11 protein-coding genes are annotated in these 17,932 nt (G+C 45.6%); 10 read left to right on the plus strand and 1 reads right to left on the minus strand.

The genetic code is table 11. From position 1 onward, the window contains the following. Nucleotides 1–4 precede the first annotated feature (4 nt). The 10 genes from hrpB to R7Q41_RS11870 all read left to right on the plus strand — a co-directional run bounded on the left by hrpB (nucleotide 5) and on the right by R7Q41_RS11870 (nucleotide 16,331). Nucleotides 5–2,473, plus strand: coding sequence for an ATP-dependent helicase HrpB (gene hrpB, locus R7Q41_RS11825; protein ID WP_318144506.1), 2,469 nt, complete (start codon nucleotides 5–7; stop codon nucleotides 2,471–2,473). Continuing rightward, nucleotides 2,466–4,838, plus strand: coding sequence for a penicillin-binding protein 1B (gene mrcB / locus R7Q41_RS11830; protein ID WP_005380020.1), 2,373 nt, complete (start codon nucleotides 2,466–2,468; stop codon nucleotides 4,836–4,838). The genes hrpB and mrcB overlap by 8 nt, the downstream gene beginning before the upstream one ends. Nucleotides 4,839–4,960: 122 nt before the next feature. After that, nucleotides 4,961–7,291 carry a patatin-like phospholipase family protein gene (locus R7Q41_RS11835; protein ID WP_033905586.1) on the plus strand — a complete coding sequence of 777 codons (2,331 nt, stop codon included), beginning with the start codon at nucleotides 4,961–4,963 and terminating at the stop codon, nucleotides 7,289–7,291. 268 nt (nucleotides 7,292–7,559) lie between these two features. Continuing rightward, on the plus strand, nucleotides 7,560–10,157 hold the full coding sequence (acnB, locus tag R7Q41_RS11840) for a bifunctional aconitate hydratase 2/2-methylisocitrate dehydratase (protein WP_005380009.1): 2,598 nt from the start codon (nucleotides 7,560–7,562) through the stop codon (nucleotides 10,155–10,157). A 99-nt stretch (nucleotides 10,158–10,256) separates the two neighbouring features. Continuing rightward, on the plus strand, nucleotides 10,257–10,625 hold the full coding sequence (locus R7Q41_RS11845) for a YacL family protein (RefSeq protein WP_017635908.1): 369 nt from the start codon (nucleotides 10,257–10,259) through the stop codon (nucleotides 10,623–10,625). A gap of 188 nt (nucleotides 10,626–10,813) precedes the next feature. Next, a complete protein-coding gene (locus R7Q41_RS11850; RefSeq protein WP_005386570.1) occupies nucleotides 10,814–11,152 on the plus strand; it encodes a P-II family nitrogen regulator in 339 nt (112 codons plus the stop codon). A gap of 27 nt (nucleotides 11,153–11,179) precedes the next feature. Continuing rightward, nucleotides 11,180–12,409 (plus strand): ammonium transporter, encoded by a 1,230-nt coding sequence (locus tag R7Q41_RS11855; RefSeq protein WP_005386568.1) that lies wholly within the window; start codon nucleotides 11,180–11,182, stop codon nucleotides 12,407–12,409. A gap of 152 nt (nucleotides 12,410–12,561) precedes the next feature. Beyond that, a complete protein-coding gene (locus R7Q41_RS11860; protein WP_005386566.1) occupies nucleotides 12,562–13,575 on the plus strand; it encodes a Fe(3+) ABC transporter substrate-binding protein in 1,014 nt (337 codons plus the stop codon). 99 nt (nucleotides 13,576–13,674) lie between these two features. Next, nucleotides 13,675–15,300 (plus strand): iron ABC transporter permease, encoded by a 1,626-nt coding sequence (locus R7Q41_RS11865; protein ID WP_318144507.1) that lies wholly within the window; start codon nucleotides 13,675–13,677, stop codon nucleotides 15,298–15,300. Further along, nucleotides 15,300–16,331 (plus strand): ABC transporter ATP-binding protein, encoded by a 1,032-nt coding sequence (locus R7Q41_RS11870; RefSeq protein ID WP_318144508.1) that lies wholly within the window; start codon nucleotides 15,300–15,302, stop codon nucleotides 16,329–16,331. The genes R7Q41_RS11865 and R7Q41_RS11870 overlap by 1 nt, the downstream gene beginning before the upstream one ends. Before the next feature lie 157 nt (nucleotides 16,332–16,488). Here the strand turns inward: R7Q41_RS11870 and R7Q41_RS11875 are convergent, their stop codons facing one another. Next, complete coding sequence (locus R7Q41_RS11875; protein WP_318144509.1) at nucleotides 16,489–17,901, minus strand: phosphoglucomutase/phosphomannomutase family protein; 1,413 nt, start codon at nucleotides 17,899–17,901, stop codon at nucleotides 16,489–16,491. Nucleotides 17,902–17,932 lie beyond the last annotated feature (31 nt).

Genomic DNA, 17,932 nt, shown 5'->3' on the forward strand with positions numbered 1-17,932 from the left:
TCCTTTGTCACAATTGCCGATTGAAGCCGTGATGCCTGAGTTGCTGACGGCGGTCAAAAATCAACATCAAGTGATCGTAAAAGCGGCGCCTGGTGCCGGTAAGTCGACTTACTTCCCTTTGCAGTTACTCTTAAATCATTCGGTTGCTGGAAAAATCATCATGCTTGAGCCAAGACGACTCGCGGCGCGTAACATTGCCCGTTATCTTGCTGAGCAATTGGGAGAGCAAGTAGGTCAACGCGTGGGTTATCGAGTCCGTGGTGAGGCAAAGGTAAGCTCAGCAACGCAGCTGGAGATCGTAACCGAAGGGATCATGACTCGGATGATTCAAACTGACCCTGAACTGGATGGGGTTGATCTACTGATCTTTGATGAGTTTCATGAACGCAGCATTCATGCTGATACCGCTTTGGCATTCAGTTTAGAAGTTCAAGAGGCATTGCGAGACGATCTCAAGCTGGTGGTAATGTCGGCAACGCTTGACCAACAAGCATTACAATCGTTGTTGCCGGAAGCCAGTTACATTGAATCTGAAGGGCGGAGCTTTGATGTGGCAATGCGCTACCAGCCGTTAGGTGTGAACGAGCATTTACCTACGAGTATGGCAAAAACAATAGAAAGTCTTCTGAACAAAGAGTCTGGATCTTTGTTAGCTTTCCTACCGGGTGTTGGTGCCATAAAACAAGTTGAAGAGCGGTTGTCTCATTTAGCGGATGATATCGACGTATGCCCACTTTATGGTCAACTGAGTTTTGCAGATCAACAAAAAGCGATTACGCCAGCAGAACAAGGTAAGCGTAAAGTCGTTCTAGCGACCAACATTGCAGAAACTTCACTAACGATTGAAGGCATTCGCCTCGTCGTTGATTCTGGGTTAGAGCGTGTTGCCCGCTTTGATTTGAAAAACGGTTTAACACGCTTAGAGCAAACACGCATTGCACAGTCTTCAGCGATTCAGCGTGCAGGACGAGCGGGACGAATAGAAGAGGGCATTTGTGTTCGTCTTTATTCTGAAAGCCAGTTCAAGCAGCAACCGCTGGTTCCCCAACCCGAAATTTTGCATTCCGATTTGGCTAGTTTAGTTATGGAGCTTGCCTTTTGGGGAGCGAGTGATATCCACGATCTAAAGTGGCTTGATGTTCCAGCTAATGCGTCATTGGAACAAGCGAAGCAGCTATTGGTGTCATTGGGACTACTGACGGAAAAAGGGCAATTAACGTCCGAAGGAAAACAGGCGCATGAACTAGGCGTTGAGCCTCGTGCGGCTGCGATGCTAATTAAAGCGCAATCTTACAGTGATAAGATGTTAAATGCTGCTTTGGCGGCGGTCGCACTGATTGAAGAGCCAGAGAGGAGTGTTACCAATATCGCTCATAGCTTGCATCGTTGGCTTGTTGGTACTCATCCAAAAAAGTCGATGTTGTTCAAGCGTGCTCAATCTCTAGCGTACAAATTGGATACGGTATTTGACCTGAAAGGCGTGGATGAAGATGCATTACCGCTGGTGTTAAGTTTGGCATTTCCAGATCGCATTGCGCAGCAGCGCACAAATCAATTTGGGCGATTTACTTTGGCTAATGGTCATGGTGCAGAATGTCGTCAGGAAGACATGCTAGGTGGCTGTGAGTATTTGGTTGCCGTTGACTTAATGCGTTCTCATTCTAACTCAAGTCAAATTCATTCGGCATGTGAATTGGATGTCAATATATTGCGAACGACCTTTGATACGCTATTTTCGTCTGAAGAAGTAGTGGACTGGGATGAAAAAAGAGGCCGTCTAATAGCTGAGCGACAAACAAAACTCGGTCTGCTGGTCGTTGAACGCGAGCCGCTGCCAAGCCCGGGCAAAGAAAAAATGACACAAGCTTTACTCACGTATGTCCGCCGCCAGGGCTTACAGAGTCTAAACTGGACACCGGCAGCGGAGAGCTTGTTGGCTCGGGTTCGTTGTGCGGTGGAATGGTTACCTGAGCAGTCATGGCCAGTGTTTGATGAAGCCAGTTTGCTGGATTCATTAGAGGAGTGGTTAGAACCATACATGACGTCTGTCAGCTCGGTTAAAGACCTGAGCAAGATAAACTTGGTCGAAGCGCTTAATGCTCTATTAGGTTGGCCACTCAATCAACAACTGGATGAATGGTTACCTGAGCATTACCAACTACCCACAGGTTCAAAGAAGCGTATCCGTTACCAATATGGCCACGAGCCGATATTATCGGTGCGTATGCAAGAAGTATTTGGGGAGAGTGGTTCCCCAACGGTGGCTCTTGGCCGCAAGCGTTTGGTGCTTGAACTGCTTTCACCGGCACAACGTCCATTGCAAGTAACGTCGGACTTGGCGGCTTTCTGGAACGGAAGCTACAAAGACGTTCAAAAAGAGATGAAAGGGCGCTACCCAAAACACGTTTGGCCAGATGATCCTGCCAATCATGTAGCAACAACGAAAACAAAAAGACAATTGAATAATGACTGACAGCAAGAAGCCTAGCGCGAAAAAAGCGCCAGCGAAGAAAAGTACAACCAATAAAGGAACCGCAAAACAGACTCGACGTACGCCGAGTAAAAAGCCGACTAACGAGAAACGTTCGTGGTTGAAAGTTCTGTGGTCGTTTAGCTGGAAAGCTGGCGTTGCACTTGCCGCTGTTTTGCTGTTTGTTGGGATTTACTTAGATAGTGTGGTGAAAGAACGCTTTGAAGGTCAGCTGTTTGAGCTGCCAACGGTGGTTTATGCCCGTATCTTGAATCTAAGCCCTGGTGAGAATATCACCATCCAAGAACTGCGCAACGAGCTAGATGTGTTGAATTACCGTAAAGTGAGTCAACCTCGTTACCCAGGCGAATATTCCTCTTCTTCCACTCGGATTGAATTGATTCGTCGTCCATTCGAGTTTGCCGATGGTCCCGAGCCGGATCGTCACATTATGCTGCATTTCTCTGATTCCGGCTTGCAACGTATTCAGTCTTTAGAATCTCGAGGAGACCTTGGTTACTTGCGCCTAGAACCGAAGATGTTGGGCATGCTGGAGAAAGACCGTGATGAACAGCGCCTTTTCTTACGTCGTGATCAGTTCCCTGAAATTTTGGTGGATGCACTGCTTGCGACCGAAGACCGGGATTTTTATCAACATGACGGGGTGTCACCGCTCGCGATTGCACGTGCATTGGTTGCGAACATTAAGGCGGGTCGTACTGTTCAAGGTGGTAGTACGCTGACTCAGCAATTGGCAAAAAACCTGTTTTTGACTCGTGATAAAACACTGTGGCGTAAAGTTCGAGAAGCGTATATCGCGCTAATTTTGGATTACCGTTACAGCAAAGATCGTATCTTAGAAGCCTACCTAAACGAAGTGTACCTAGGTCAAAGTGGAGGTGAAGCGATCCACGGGTTTGGCTTGGCGTCGCGTTACTATTTTGGGCAGCCAATTCAGGAGTTGCGAATCGATCAATTGGCGATGTTAGTTGGGATGGTAAAAGGACCGTCTTACTACAACCCAATTCGTTACCCTGAGAGAACGAAAGAGCGTCGTGATCTCGTTCTGCGCCTGTTAATGCAGCAAAACATGTTGACTTCAGAGCAGTATGAACAAGCTGTAAGTCGTCCACTCGATACGCAAAGCAAGCCACGTATTGCGAGCCGTCAGCCAGCTTATTTCCAACAATTGAGCATTGAATTAAAAGAAAAAGTTGGGGAGCGATTTAAAGCAGAGACCGGACTGCGCGTGTTTACGTCTCTGGACCCAGTATCGCAAAGCAAAATGGAACAAGCTATCGCGAAAAAGATCCCAGAACTAGCTAAACGGGGTGGTAAAGAGTTAGAAGCCGCTGCTGTGGCCGTTGATCGCCATAGTGGTGAAATCCGTGCGATGGTTGGTGGTAAACGTGTCGGTTATGAAGGCTTTAACCGCGCGCTCAATGCCAGTCGTCCAATTGGTTCTTTAGTGAAACCAGCGATTTACTTAACGGCTCTAGAACAACCGGATAAATACAACCTAGGCACGACGCTACACGACACGCCGTTAAGTCTGAAGAGCAGTAAAGGTAACGTGTGGACGCCGCGCAACTACGATAGAAAATATCGTGGTGATGTGCCACTTTACATTGCTTTAGCGAAATCACTTAACGTACCAACCGTGCGCTTAGGTATGGCACTTGGCATTCCTGAAGTCTCCAATACTTTAGAGCGTTTGGGCGTGAACAAAGACGAAATTCGCCCAGTGCCTTCGATGTTTTTGGGTTCGTTTTCTTTGACGCCATTCGAAGTCGCACAGATGTATCAGACTCTGACGAATTCAGGTAAGCGTGCAAAACTGACCGCTCTGCGCTCAGTCATGGATATGGAAGGTAATGTGCTGTATCAATCCTTGCCTCGTTCATCAAGAGCCGTGGATGAACAAGCTGCATGGCTAACGACCTACGCGATGAAACAAGGGGTTGCTCAAGGCACTGGCCGCTTCTTACAAAGCCAGTTTGGTTGGGCTGCATTGGCAGGAAAAACGGGTACCAGTAATGACAACCGCGATAGTTGGTTTGTCGGTGTTGATGGTCGTGAGGTGACGACAATTTGGCTAGGCCGCGACGATAATAAACCCGTGAATCTAACGGGGTCGAGTGGTGCATTACGAGTGTACGCAGAGTACTTGAAGCAGCGTATTCCTGAGCGCTTAGAGCTCCCATGGCCAAGAGAAATCACCACATTAGGGTTCAAGCCTACATCTGATGGAGGTTTAGAAATGAACTGCCGTAGTGATTACAAACTGCCAGTTTGGGATAAAACCGGTCAGATAAAGCAACAGTGTGAGAAGAAATCAAACTGGTTAAATAGCATATTTGATTGGTAGCATCGCCAAATCAACAACATTAGCTTGTTTATCTGATTAATTCTTAGTACATATTAGGGCGTGTTAGTACAGTACTGCTAGCACGCCCTACTTGATCAGATATTCAATAAAGGAAGAAGTGAATGTTCAAAAAGCTGTTATCAAGCCCATCGGTTCGCAACTTTGCGCTTTGGGTTAGTACCTTTTTGATGATCACTCCTTCTGTTTCCCTCGCAAACTCTCTAACAAAAACGGATGACTTGGAACCTCGACCAAAGGTGGCGGTTGTGCTCGCTGGTGGCGGAGCGAAAGGGGCGGCACACATTGGGGTTTTAAAAGCATTGGAAGAAATGCAGATCCCTGTCGATATTGTGACCGGTACCAGTATGGGCGCCTATGTGGGTGGGCTCTATGCCACGGGGATGAGTGCTGATGAAATTGAGAGTTTTATCTACACCGTCGATTGGGGCAGCGGTTATCGAGATCGTGTTGACCGTAGCCAACGTCGAGTTCGTGACAAAGAGTATGAAGACCGCTATCAAATTAATACCGACCTCGGCTTAAGGTTCGGTGAGGTACGAGCACCAACGGGTGTGGTGCAAGGCCAGAACATGTTGCGAGTATTGCGTGAGACTACAGGGAACTTAGGGCGATTCGATTCTTTTGATGAGCTTGCCATTCCTTATCGTTCTGTTGCGACTGATATTCTTGCCCTAGAAGAAGTCGTACTGGGTAATGGTTACCTTGTGGATGCCATGATGGCTAGCATGTCTGTACCAGGAGCACTTCCTCCCTATAAGCTCAATGGTCATATGCTTGTCGATGGCGGCGTCGTCAATAACATGCCTGTCGATGTGGCTCGCGCCATGGGGGCTGATGTCGTTATTGCCGTCGATATTAGCACCGACTACAAAACCGAAGATGAATTTACGGGGCTGTTTACTGTCGCGGACCAACTCTCTAACTATCTCGTTCGTCGTAGTACACAACAGCAAGTGGACGAGCTTGAACCTCAAGATATCTATATTCGTCCCAATGTGGGCACCATGGAAACCGTCGAGTTCGACAAAATGCCTTGGGCTTTTCAAGCTGGGTACGATATTACCAAGCAATTAAAAGACAAGCTGAAAGAGTTACGCTTGTCCAACGCGGACTATCAAAAATACATCGACCGCAAACAAGAAGTTCGTAAAACTTTGATTTATGGCGATCAGCGTGTGGTTGATGACATTGTGATTGTAAATAACACGCACTACAGCGATGTGTTGTTGACGAATCGTATTGAATTAGAAACCGGACGTCGTATTTCAACGGCCGAAATTGAGAAAGCCGTTGAAAACCTCTACGCGTTAGATCGGTTCGAGCTCATCACTTATCACTTTGAAGAGGTTGATGGTGAGACATTGTTGGTTTTTGATGTTAACGAGAAGTCGTGGGGGCCTAATTATCTCAACTTCCGATTTTTTCTTGAAGATGACTTCGATACAGATAGCCAGTACGGCATAGGGATATCAACCAACTTTACCAACTTGAACTCTCATGGCGCGGAGTTGGCGTTCAACGTAGAAATGGGCACGGATAAGCTGATTGAAGCTGAGTTGTATTCCCCTGTTTTATCTAGCCAAGAACTTTTTGTATCGGGGCGTATTTCCTATGGCAGTGAGAGCCGAAACTTACCTTTAACAGAGCCTCAAGCACCAGATTTAGAGTCAGTAAATGACTTTTTTCCGGTCACTTACGATGATTTTACAACAGAGTTAGCGATAGGTATCCAACCCACATTGTGGCAAGAACTTCGATTTGGCGCTCGCTACTCAACCGGAGATATTGAGCTTTCTACTTTGGCTTCTGCTGGTAAATTGGATTTTGAACGTCGTGGCCTGTTTGCCAATTATCGCCTAGATACACTCGATGATTTCGCATTTCCGACTCGTGGGCTTTTAGTCGATCTCGAATATTTAGTGTCTCATGATCAAAGTCCTCAAGGCGTTAGCCTTTTAGAAACTGACAAAATTATTGAAGATACCGTTTATGAAATCTCTGCACGATTTAAAGGTGCAGTGAGTCATCAGCGTCATACTTTAGTCGGACATGCTGAATATAGTTTTGTAGAGAGTAAAAACTCATCTTTACCGCTTGATCCCAGAGAGTTGGGCGGCTTTTTAAGCCTATCTGGAATCCCAAGAAATAGCCTGATCGGACAGAACTTATTTTTCAGCAGTTTGGTGTACCGATATAAGTGGTTTGATAATGATTTCGGATTGTTTGAAGCTCCAGTCTACCTGGGCGCATCGGTCGAATATGGCGGTGTTTGGTCTGATAATGATCTGAAACTAAACGAAGCGCCGCTTTACAATGCTGGCTCCATCTTCTTTGGTGTTGACTCACCAATAGGACCAATAATGTTGGCATACGGTCGTACCGAGCAAGATTTGGATGCTGTGTATTTGATCGTAGGAACATCGTTTAATTAATCGGGTATGAGAAAGCAAAAACTTGGCATATTTGGTCAAAATTAGCAGAACTTTAGTCGTAAGTTGCTATGTTGGTCAAAATGATAAGATTTTAATTTAAGGTTAAATTTGCTATTATTTTGCCCACAGTTTGGCCTCTACGGCGCTGTTTCTCAATCATAATTGAATGAAAACAAGGGCAATGGAGAGCCAAGTTTCCAAGGATGTTCACTCCTTTACTTTAACAATAGTAATAATAGAGGAGGAACCGCAATGAGAGGAAAAAGTCGTGCTTGAAGCCTACCGTAAACACGTCGAAGAGCGTGCTGCTGAAGGAGTTGTTCCTAAACCGCTAGACGCAGAACAAGTTGCTGGACTTGTAGAACTTCTGAAAAATCCCCCGCAAGGTGAAGAAGAAGTCATTCTTGACCTACTTGAAAACCGTATCCCTCCAGGTGTTGATGAAGCTGCTTATGTAAAAGCGGGTTTCCTAACAGCAGTAGCAAAAGGTGAAGTTAAATCACCATTAGTGAGTCGTGAAAAAGCGGCTGAACTGCTAGGCACTATGCAAGGTGGTTACAACATCGAACCGCTAGTTGAGCTATTGGATGATGAAGCACTGGCAGAGATCGCAGTAAAAGCGCTGTCTCATACGCTGCTGATGTTTGATGCTTTCTATGACGTAGAAGAGAAAGCGAAAGCAGGCAATGCGCATGCACAGAAAGTACTTCAATCATGGGCTGATGCTGAGTGGTTCCTTTCTAAGCCTAAGCTTGAAGAAAAAGTCACTCTAACCGTATTTAAAGTAACAGGTGAAACGAACACGGATGACCTTTCACCTGCACCTGACGCTTGGTCTCGCCCTGATATCCCAGTACACGCACTGGCGATGCTTAAAAACGAGCGTGAAGGAATAAACCCTGATCAACCGGGTACTATTGGCCCGATCAAGCAAATTGAAGAGTTAAAAGACAAAGGCCATCAATTGGTTTACGTTGGTGATGTTGTTGGTACTGGCTCTTCACGTAAATCTGCAACCAACTCAGTGCTTTGGTTTATGGGTGATGATATCCCTTACGTTCCAAACAAACGAGCTGGTGGGTATGTGCTTGGTGGCAAAATTGCCCCTATCTTCTTTAACACAATGGAAGATGCTGGCGCACTACCAATCGAAGTTGACGTAACTAAGCTCAACATGGGCGATGTTATCGATGTTTACCCATATGAAGGTAAAGTTTGCAACCACGAAACTGGTGAGGTTCTAGCTGAGTTCTCGCTAAAAACAGAAGTACTGATTGATGAAGTTCGTGCTGGTGGTCGTATCCCATTGATCATTGGTCGTGGTTTGACAGACAAAGCGCGTCAATCGCTAGGTCTTGAGCCTTCGGACGTATTCCGAAAACCAGGTGAAATCGCAGATTCTGGCAAGGGTTACACGCTTGCACAGAAAATGGTTGGTAAAGCATGTGGCGTAGAAGGCATCCGTCCTGGAACCTACTGTGAGCCGAAAATGACGACAGTAGGTTCGCAAGATACTACTGGCCCTATGACTCGTGATGAACTTAAAGACTTGGCGTGTCTCGGCTTCTCTGCTGATCTTGTCATGCAGTCTTTCTGTCACACATCGGCTTATCCAAAACCAGTAGACGTTAACACTCACCATACACTTCCGGACTTTATTATGAACCGCGGTGGTGTATCTCTTCGTCCTGGTGACGGTATTATCCACTCATGGCTAAACCGTATGCTACTACCGGATACTGTCGGTACGGGTGGTGACTCACATACTCGTTTCCCTCTGGGTATTTCATTCCCAGCTGGCTCGGGCTTGGTTGCCTTTGCAGCTGCGACAGGCGTTATGCCGCTAGACATGCCAGAGTCAATCTTGGTTCGTTTTAAAGGTGAGATGCAACCGGGTATTACACTGCGTGATCTTGTTCATGCCATCCCTTACTACGCGATTCAGCAAGGTCTACTAACGGTAGAAAAAGCGGGCAAGATCAACGAGTTTTCTGGCCGTATCCTTGAGATTGAAGGCTTAGAAACGCTAACGGTTGAGCAAGCATTTGAGCTTTCTGATGCATCTGCAGAGCGTTCGGCGGCAGGTTGTACTGTGAAATTGTCTCAAGAGTCGATCGAAGAGTACTTAAACTCTAACATCGTGATGCTGAAGTGGATGATCTCTGAAGGCTACGGTGATCGCCGTACTATCGAGCGCCGTATTACTGCAATGCAAGAGTGGCTAGCAAACCCTGAGCTGATGCAAGCAGATAAAGACGCTGAATACGCACATGTGATTGAAATCGATATGGCTGAAATCAATGAGCCAGTACTATGTGCACCGAATGACCCAGATGACGCTCGTTTGTTGTCTGAAGTACAAGGCACAGCGATTGATGAAGTGTTCATCGGTTCTTGTATGACGAACATCGGTCACTTCCGCGCAGCAGGTAAATTGCTTGATAAGTTCAATGGCCAGTTAGCGACGCGCCTTTGGGTAGCGCCACCAACAAAGATGGATAAAGACCAACTGATTGAAGAAGGCTACTACGGTATCTTCGGACGTGCAGGGGTTCGTATTGAAACGCCAGGGTGTTCACTTTGTATGGGTAACCAAGCGCGTGTTGCAGATAAATCAACAGTAATGTCGACTTCAACGCGTAACTTCCCGAACCGTCTGGGTACTGGTGCGAATGTTTACCTATCGTCAGCTGAGCTAGCTGCAGTAGGTGCAATCCTAGGTAAGATTCCAACCAAAGAAGAATACCTAGAATACGCGAAGCAAATCGACGCTACGGCAACGGATACGTACCGCTACTTGAACTTCCATAAAATGGATCAATACACCAAGAAAGCGGACGAAGTGATCTTCCAAGAACCGGCATAATCAGAAATGCACAATTCAAAAGCACCTCACATGAGGTGCTTTTTTTATGGGAGCAATTCGCTATACTCGCACCAAATTGATACGAAATAGGCAATCTCGGTGGAATTTGAATTCATTCGTAACACGTTGATGGGCGAGTACTACGTAAAATGTAGCATGGGACATGAGATTGTAGGGCGCTGGTTGCAAGAAGAAATTGGTAAAGATCCGATGAAGATTGCACAGGTTGAAAAGCTAATTGAGCGGTCATTTTCAGCGCCTTCTCAGGAGCATAACCTTACAGGCACGGAAATTAGCTTGATGATTCAGGGCGACGAAGTTCTTGTACAAGAAAACGCATTAGCCCATGAATATGATGTCGAGATGGAAAGTGAGTTCGACTTCTACAATGCAGAAAGTACAGCAAGTTGTGGGATAGAGGATTTCATGGCACTTATCGAACAGTGGAAAGACTTTTTGAACATTTAATGCACAGTTTTGGGTAACTTCTCTGCCGTTGCTTTAAATTTGTGAAAAGGGCGCACCGATATGGTGCGCCCTTTTTGTTTATAGATATGTAAATTGAGGTTAGTTTTTATTATTCAATAACTTAAAAACTTGGCACGTAGATTGGATTATAAGAAGTGTTTCAGGATGAAAGCTTCGGAGATAACTCAATGAAAATAATCAATGCCATTATTAAGCCGTTTAAATTAGACGATGTACGAGAAGCATTGGCTGATGTCGGTATCGAAGGGATGACAGTATCAGAAGTTAAAGGGTTCGGTCGTCAAAAAGGTCACACGGAATTGTATCGCGGTGCAGAGTATCAAGTCGATTTTCTACCAAAGGTGAAAATTGAAATCGCGACTCACGCAGACAATGTAGATCGCGTTGTTGAAGCAATTACAAAAGCTGCGCAAACCGGAAAAATCGGCGACGGTAAAATTTTTGTTTACGATCTGAACCAAGCGGTGCGTATCCGAACTGGCGAAATGGACGCAGAAGCACTTTAAGAATTCAAAGGATTGGAGATACTTATTATGGAATTAACAACAACAGTAACCGAGTTACGTTACGCACTTGACACCTTTTTCTTCCTCATTTCCGGTGCGTTGGTAATGTGGATGGCAGCAGGCTTTGCGATGCTAGAGGCTGGACTTGTGCGCTCTAAAAACACAACAGAAATTCTTACGAAGAACATCTGTTTGTACGCCATCGCATGCACGATGTTTCTGATTGTCGGTTATAACATCATGTATGTCGATAATGGAGAAGGAGGCTGGTTACCTTCATTTGGTACGCTAATTGGTACTCAAGGTGAAGGGGCCGACCACTCTTTAGAGTCTGACTTCTTCTTCCAAGTTGTCTTCGTTGCAACTGCTATGTCCGTCGTTTCTGGTGCGGTAGCTGAGCGCATGAAGCTTTGGTCTTTCTTGATTTTCTCTGCGATTTTAACTGCGTTTATCTATCCAATGGAAGGTTACTGGACATGGGGTGGAGGCTTCCTAGCAGAAGCTGGATTTAGTGACTTTGCGGGGTCTGGTATCGTACATATGGCAGGTGCTTCTGCTGCTCTTGCTGGTGTGTTACTGCTTGGCGCGCGTAAGGGTAAGTACGGTAAAAATGGTGAAATCTATCCGATTCCAGGTTCTAACATGCCTTTGGCAACGTTGGGTACTTTTATCCTTTGGTTTGGCTGGTTTGGATTTAACGGTGGTTCTCAGTTGATGGTTTCAGATTTTGAGAATGCTACAGCGGTAGGTCAGATCTTTCTAAACACTAACGCAGCAGCGGCTGCTGGTGCAATTGCGGCGCTATTCGTTTGTAAAACTACTTGGGGTAAAGCCGATTTAACGATGATCCTCAATGGCGCGCTAGCTGGCTTGGTTGCCATCACTGCAGACCCTCTATCGCCATCACCACTGTACGCGGTTGCGATTGGTGCGGTGTCGGGTGCACTAGTAGTATTCAGTATCATTGCTCTAGATAAACTTAAAATTGACGATCCAGTAGGTGCTATCTCAGTTCACGGTGTGTGTGGTTTCTTCGGCCTAATGGTAGTGCCACTGAGCAACGGTGATGCAACGTTTGGTGCACAGCTTTTAGGTGCCGTAGTTATCTTTGCTTGGGTATTTGGTGCTAGCCTAGTTGTGTGGGCAATCTTGAAAGCGACCGTTGGGATTCGCGTTACAGAAGATGAAGAAATGGAAGGTATGGACATGCATGATTGTGGTGTTGGTGCTTACCCAGAGTTTGTTACGGTGAAATAATCATTAGCTTGTAATAAATGGTTACACACTTAACACAATAAAACCTGCTCCGATGAGCAGGTTTTTTAATATTCGTCATTGTCTTCTTATTGAACATACATATAATAACGCAACTGATAAACGTTATCATTAGCATGGTAAAGGATTAAACAATGAAAAAACTGCTAACTCTTTCAGCACTAACTTGCGCTACTCTAGCTCCAACAGCAATGGCTGCTGAAGAAGTGAACGTCTACTCTTACCGTCAACCTTTCCTAGTTGAACCTATGTTCAATGAGTTCACTAAAGAAACTGGTATCAAAGTAAACGTAAAATTTGCTAAAAAAGGCTTAGCAGAAAAGCTAGCTCAAGAAGGTGAGTACAGCCCTGCTGACGTTATTCTTACGACAGACATCAGCCGTCTAGCTGAACTGACAAACAAAGGTTTAGTTCAGAAAGTCGATAGCAAAATCATTGAAGAAAACGTACCTGCTCAATACCAAGATAAAGAGAATGAGTGGTTTGCTCTAACTCTACGTTCTCGTAGCGTTTATTCATCACGTGATCGCGTAGGTAAACTAGGCGCAGATTTCAACTACGCAGACTTAGCTAAGCCAGAGTTCAAAGGTAAAATTTGTACTCGTAGCGGTAAGCACCCGTACAACGTTTCTCTAGTTTCAGCAATGATTGCTCACAATGGCGAAGCAGAAACCAAAGAGTGGTTAGAAGGCGTGAAAGCAAACCTTGCTCGCAAACCACAAGGCAACGATCGTGCACAAGTTAAAGCGATCAAAGAAGGCCTATGTGATGTTTCTCTAGGTAACAGCTACTACCTAGGTAAAATGGTTAACGACAAAGAGCAAAAAGCTTGGGCTGATGCAGTTTACATCAACTTCCCTAACCAAGAGACTACAGGCACTCACGTGAATATCTCTGGTATGGCGATGGCTAAGTACTCTCCAAACAAAGACAATGCTGTGAAGCTAATGGAATTCCTAACGGGTGACAAAGCGCAGCAAATGTACGCAGAAGTTAACTACGAGTACCCAGTTAAAGAAGGCGTGAAGCGTTCTGAGCTTGTGGAATCTTGGGGTGACTTTAAAGCAGACAAGCTTTCTCTAGACGATATTGCAGCCAACCACGAAGCGGCAATTAAGCTATTAGATGAAGTGAAATTTGACCTTTAATTCCTTGTGGGGGTATAACAGTACCCCCATTTGATTAAAGGATATGAGATGTATTTGCAACAGCATTTGTATTTCATACAGCCTTGCAGTAATTAGGCGATGAAAGATAAACACTCTTTATGGAAAACCAGTAGTGGGGTAATAACTCTGCTACTGGTTTTGCCGATCTTAGCGATCTTCTACACCGCAATTGGTGAAACGGATGATTTGTTTGCTCATTTAATGGCAACGGTCATGCCGACTTATATTTTTAACACGGTTGCGCTAACTGTTGGCGTAATGGTGCTGTCCTTAATTCTTGGTATTCCAAGCGCTTGGATAATGGCCATGTGTAAACTGCCGACCGAAAAATGGTTGCAGTGGGCATTGGTGCTACCTCTTGCAATGCCAGGTTATATCATTGGTTATATTTTTACTGATTGGTTTGATTTTGCAGGCCCGATTCAGATCTTTTTGCGTGATGTAACCGGATGGGGACCTGGCGAGTATTGGTTCCCTGACATTCGTACGTTGCCTGGTGCGACCTTTGTGTTGGCTTTGGTGTTGTATCCTTACGTGTATTTATTGTGCCGGGCTGCGTTTATGGAGCAAAATGTATCTTTATTGCAAAGCGCGCGTTTGCTCAAGTGCTCTCCATGGGAAAGCTTTTGGCGCATCTCGATGCTGTTAGTAAGACCCTCTATCGCAGTAGGTTTATCATTGGTCGCAATGGAGACCATCGGTGACTTTGGTACGGTAAGTTACTTCGCGGTGAATACGTTAACCACAGCGGTCTACGATACTTGGTTGGGGTACTCTAATCTTAATGCGGCAGCCAAGATTTCTGCCATGATGCTCGTCATTGTAGTACTGCTTCTTAGTGCCGAACGATACAGCCGCCGTAAACAAAAGCTTTTTCAAAGCCAATTTAACAGTCACGAAGATTTTCGTTACGAGTTGACGGGCTGGAAAAAGTGGACCGCACTGGTTTGGTGTTGGGGCTTGGTTTCAGTCGCTTTTATTTTGCCGCTACTACAGCTGATTGATTATGCGATCACTTATTTTGCGCAGAGTTGGACCTCAGAGTTTCGTGAATACGCATGGAATAGCTTAGTTGTGTCTGTTATTGCTGCGATTATTGGTGTTGCTGTCGCACTGATCGTTAACTTTACCCATCGAGTCAGTGGTAAACGAGAAAGCTTGGCATTTATGCGTCTTTCTTCTATGGGCTATGCAGTACCAGGAACGGTACTAGCCATCGGTGTGATGGTCGCTGTGCTGTTTATGGATCATCGTGTCAACGATGTTGCTAAAGCCATGGAGTGGGGAAGGCCGGGACTTATCTTTTCTGGTTCCATGTTCGCACTAGTATTTGCCATGGTTGTGCGCTTTTCCGCGGTAGCGATTGGTAGTATCGAAAGTAATTTAAATAAAATTTCTCCGTCGTTAGATATGGCATCGCGCACTATGGGTTGTAAGCCCAATGCCATGCTGTGGCGCGTGCACTTTCCGCTGGTTAAGCGCGGTGCACTGATTGCGGCTTTATTAGTGTTTATCGAGTCGATGAAAGAGCTTAATGCGGCTTTGTTACTTCGTCCGTTTAACTTTGAAACACTAGCCACATACGTTTATAACTTCGCCTCGGATGAGCATTTAGAATTGGCCGCTTTGCCAGCGGTTCTGTTGGTTCTTGTTGGGTTGATCCCGCTTGTTGTTGTTAACCGTTCACTGGAGCAAAATCACTGATGAGCTGTGCATTATCAATTAAAAACCTAACGTGCCAATATGACGATCAAACTGTACTCGAATCATTGTCTCTTGAGGTAGAACAAGGGCAGATTGTCTGTTTGCTAGGAGCCAGTGGCTGTGGGAAAACAACACTATTAAAGGCCGTTGCGGGATTATTGCCGTTAACGTCAGGCGAAATGAGTCTAAATTGCGTCACAATTGATGATGGGGAAAACTGGTTGCCGCCAGAACAGCGTAATATCGGGATGATTTTCCAAGATTACGCACTTTTTCCTCACTTGACGGTGGAGCAAAACATTGCCTTTGGCTTAAAGCAGTGCTCGACAAAAGAGAAAAATGCCAAAGTTCAAGAGATGTTAGAACTCGTGCATCTTCAAGGTTATGGCGATCGTTATCCTCATCAATTGTCTGGTGGACAGCAGCAGCGTGTTGCGATTGCTCGCTCATTAGCTTACAGCCCAGACTTATTGTTACTTGATGAACCGTTTTCTAATATTGATACGCAAGTTCGCCATGAGTTGATAAGTGAGATCCGTAAGATTTTTAAGGCCCAAGGTGTGACTGCCATTTTTGTTACGCATAGCCGTGAAGAGGCTTTTGCTTTCGCCGATAAAATGGCAGTGATGAACAATGGAGTCATCGAGCAATATGGCACAGCATCTGAGCTTTACTACCAGCCTTCAAGTAAATTTGTCGCTGATTTCTTAGGTGGTGGCAGTTACCTTGCTGCTAAACGGGTTTCGAATTCAGAATATGAAACCCACTTGGGCGTGGTTGAAGCCACGGCTCAACAAGATATTCCATTACAGGCGGAGTGCTCTTTACTGCTAAGACCGCAGCATGTGCAAATTCAATCCGATGAAGATAGTTCGGTAACCGTATTGGAACAGCATTTTATGGGTGATCACTGCCGTTATGTGATTAACGCGAATGGTGACCGTTTGTTAGCTACAGCTTCGCAAGCATTAAATATAGGTGAGTCCGTCGCGGTGAAAATTGAAACGCAAGGCGTCCTGGCATTTGCTTAACGCTCCTGAGTATCTTTTCTATCTCGTTTACGACTTCCCAACATACAATAAAAAAGCCCGGCTGTGGAGCCGGGCAAGTGCTCTTCTCCTGTTGATGAGCGCCTTTTCAGACAGCGTTGACTCTCATCATAGTGCTCGAAGCGGGCACAAGGTTCAGTTATAAAGACAAGAAGTCTTTAAACTGTTGAAGAACACGTTCCGCAGTGTCCTTATCTTGCATCTCTGCAAAAATTCGTAGCAGTGGCTCAGTGCCAGAGAAGCGAGCGATGATCCAACCGCCGTTCTTGAAGTAGACTTTCGCACCATCTTCATAGCTGACTTTTTCGATTTCAAACTCAAACTCAGGCAACTGCTTTTCAACATAAATCTTGTTGAACAGTACGTCTTTTTGCGCTGGTTTGAACTTGCAATCGCCTTCTGCCATGTAGGCATAGCCGTACTTGCCGTAGATTTCATCCAGCAACTCAGACAGCTTCTTGCCGGTTACTGAAATCATTTCTACCAATAGGCTTGATGCGAATACGCCGTCTTTACCTTTGATGTGGCCGCGAATGGTTAGGCCACCAGAGCTTTCCCCGCCAATCAGTGAGTCATCCGCTTCCATTTGGGAGCTGATGTGCTTAAAGCCTACAGGAACCTCAAAGCATTTCTCGCCATGATCTTCGGCGATTTTATCGAGAAGGTGGGTGGTTGCGATGTTACGTACCACGGAGCCTTTCCAGCCTTTGTATTCAAGTAGGTAGTAGTAAAGCAGCAGTAGCACTTCATTTGGATGAATGAAGTTACCTTTTTCGTCGATAATACCAAGACGGTCCGCATCGCCATCAGTACCGATGCCAATATCGTAACCTTGCTCTTTCACTAGGTGCATCAAACGGTAGAGTGTTGCAGCGCTTGGCGAAGGCATTAACCCACCGAAGTCTGGGTTTTTGCCATCGTTAATCACATCAACGTCACAGCGGCCGTTGATTAATACGGTTTGCAGTGCGTTTTTCGCGACACCAAACATTGGGTCGATCAAAACACGTAAATTCGCCTTCTTGATCGCTCCGATGTCGATAAAGTCGATGATTGAGTCAACGAATTCGTTCATCGGATTGATGATTTCAATCAGCTTATCTTCAACCGCTTGTTCAAAGTCGACGCTTTTTACATCTTGCGCAGTGAGCGCGTCTATTTGTGATTCGATTTTTTGGGTGATGATTTCATCTGCGTCACGACCACCTTCAATGAAGACTTTAATGCCGTTGTAATCGGCAGGGTTGTGTGATGCGGTAATACATGCCGAGTACGCACAGCCCATTTCCTTCGCTTTAAACATTACGATAGGCGTTGGGACAAATTTGTCGATAAAGCTCACCACAATGCCGTTTGCTGCCAGAACTTCAGCGAACCAACGACCGGCTTTATCGGAAAGAAAACGACGGTCATAGCCAATCACAAAGCCGCGATCGGCAACCGATTCGTTATTCGTGATGTTTGCAACTGCTTGAGCGACCAAACGTACATTATCTTTGGTGAACTCCTCACCGATAAATGCACGCCAACCGCCTGTACCAAATTTGATCATGATTCGAACCTCGATAAGAGCGGCATCCCAC

Origin of the sequence: Vibrio sp. 2096, assembly GCF_033339595.1 — a bacterium.
GTDB lineage: Bacteria > Pseudomonadota > Gammaproteobacteria > Enterobacterales > Vibrionaceae > Vibrio > Vibrio alginolyticus.

Coding starts and splice junctions, on each gene's coding strand:
- mrcB (WP_005380020.1), top strand. CDS start 2,466: ATGACTGACAGCAAGAAGCCTAGCGCGAAAAAAGCGCCAGCGAAGAAA.
- R7Q41_RS11835 (WP_033905586.1), top strand. CDS start 4,961: ATGTTCAAAAAGCTGTTATCAAGCCCATCGGTTCGCAACTTTGCGCTT.
- R7Q41_RS11850 (WP_005386570.1), top strand. CDS start 10,814: ATGAAAATAATCAATGCCATTATTAAGCCGTTTAAATTAGACGATGTA.
- R7Q41_RS11855 (WP_005386568.1), top strand. CDS start 11,180: ATGGAATTAACAACAACAGTAACCGAGTTACGTTACGCACTTGACACC.
- R7Q41_RS11860 (WP_005386566.1), top strand. CDS start 12,562: ATGAAAAAACTGCTAACTCTTTCAGCACTAACTTGCGCTACTCTAGCT.
- R7Q41_RS11865 (WP_318144507.1), top strand. CDS start 13,675: ATGAAAGATAAACACTCTTTATGGAAAACCAGTAGTGGGGTAATAACT.
- R7Q41_RS11870 (WP_318144508.1), top strand. CDS start 15,300: ATGAGCTGTGCATTATCAATTAAAAACCTAACGTGCCAATATGACGAT.
- R7Q41_RS11875 (WP_318144509.1), bottom strand. CDS start 17,901: ATGATCAAATTTGGTACAGGCGGTTGGCGTGCATTTATCGGTGAGGAG.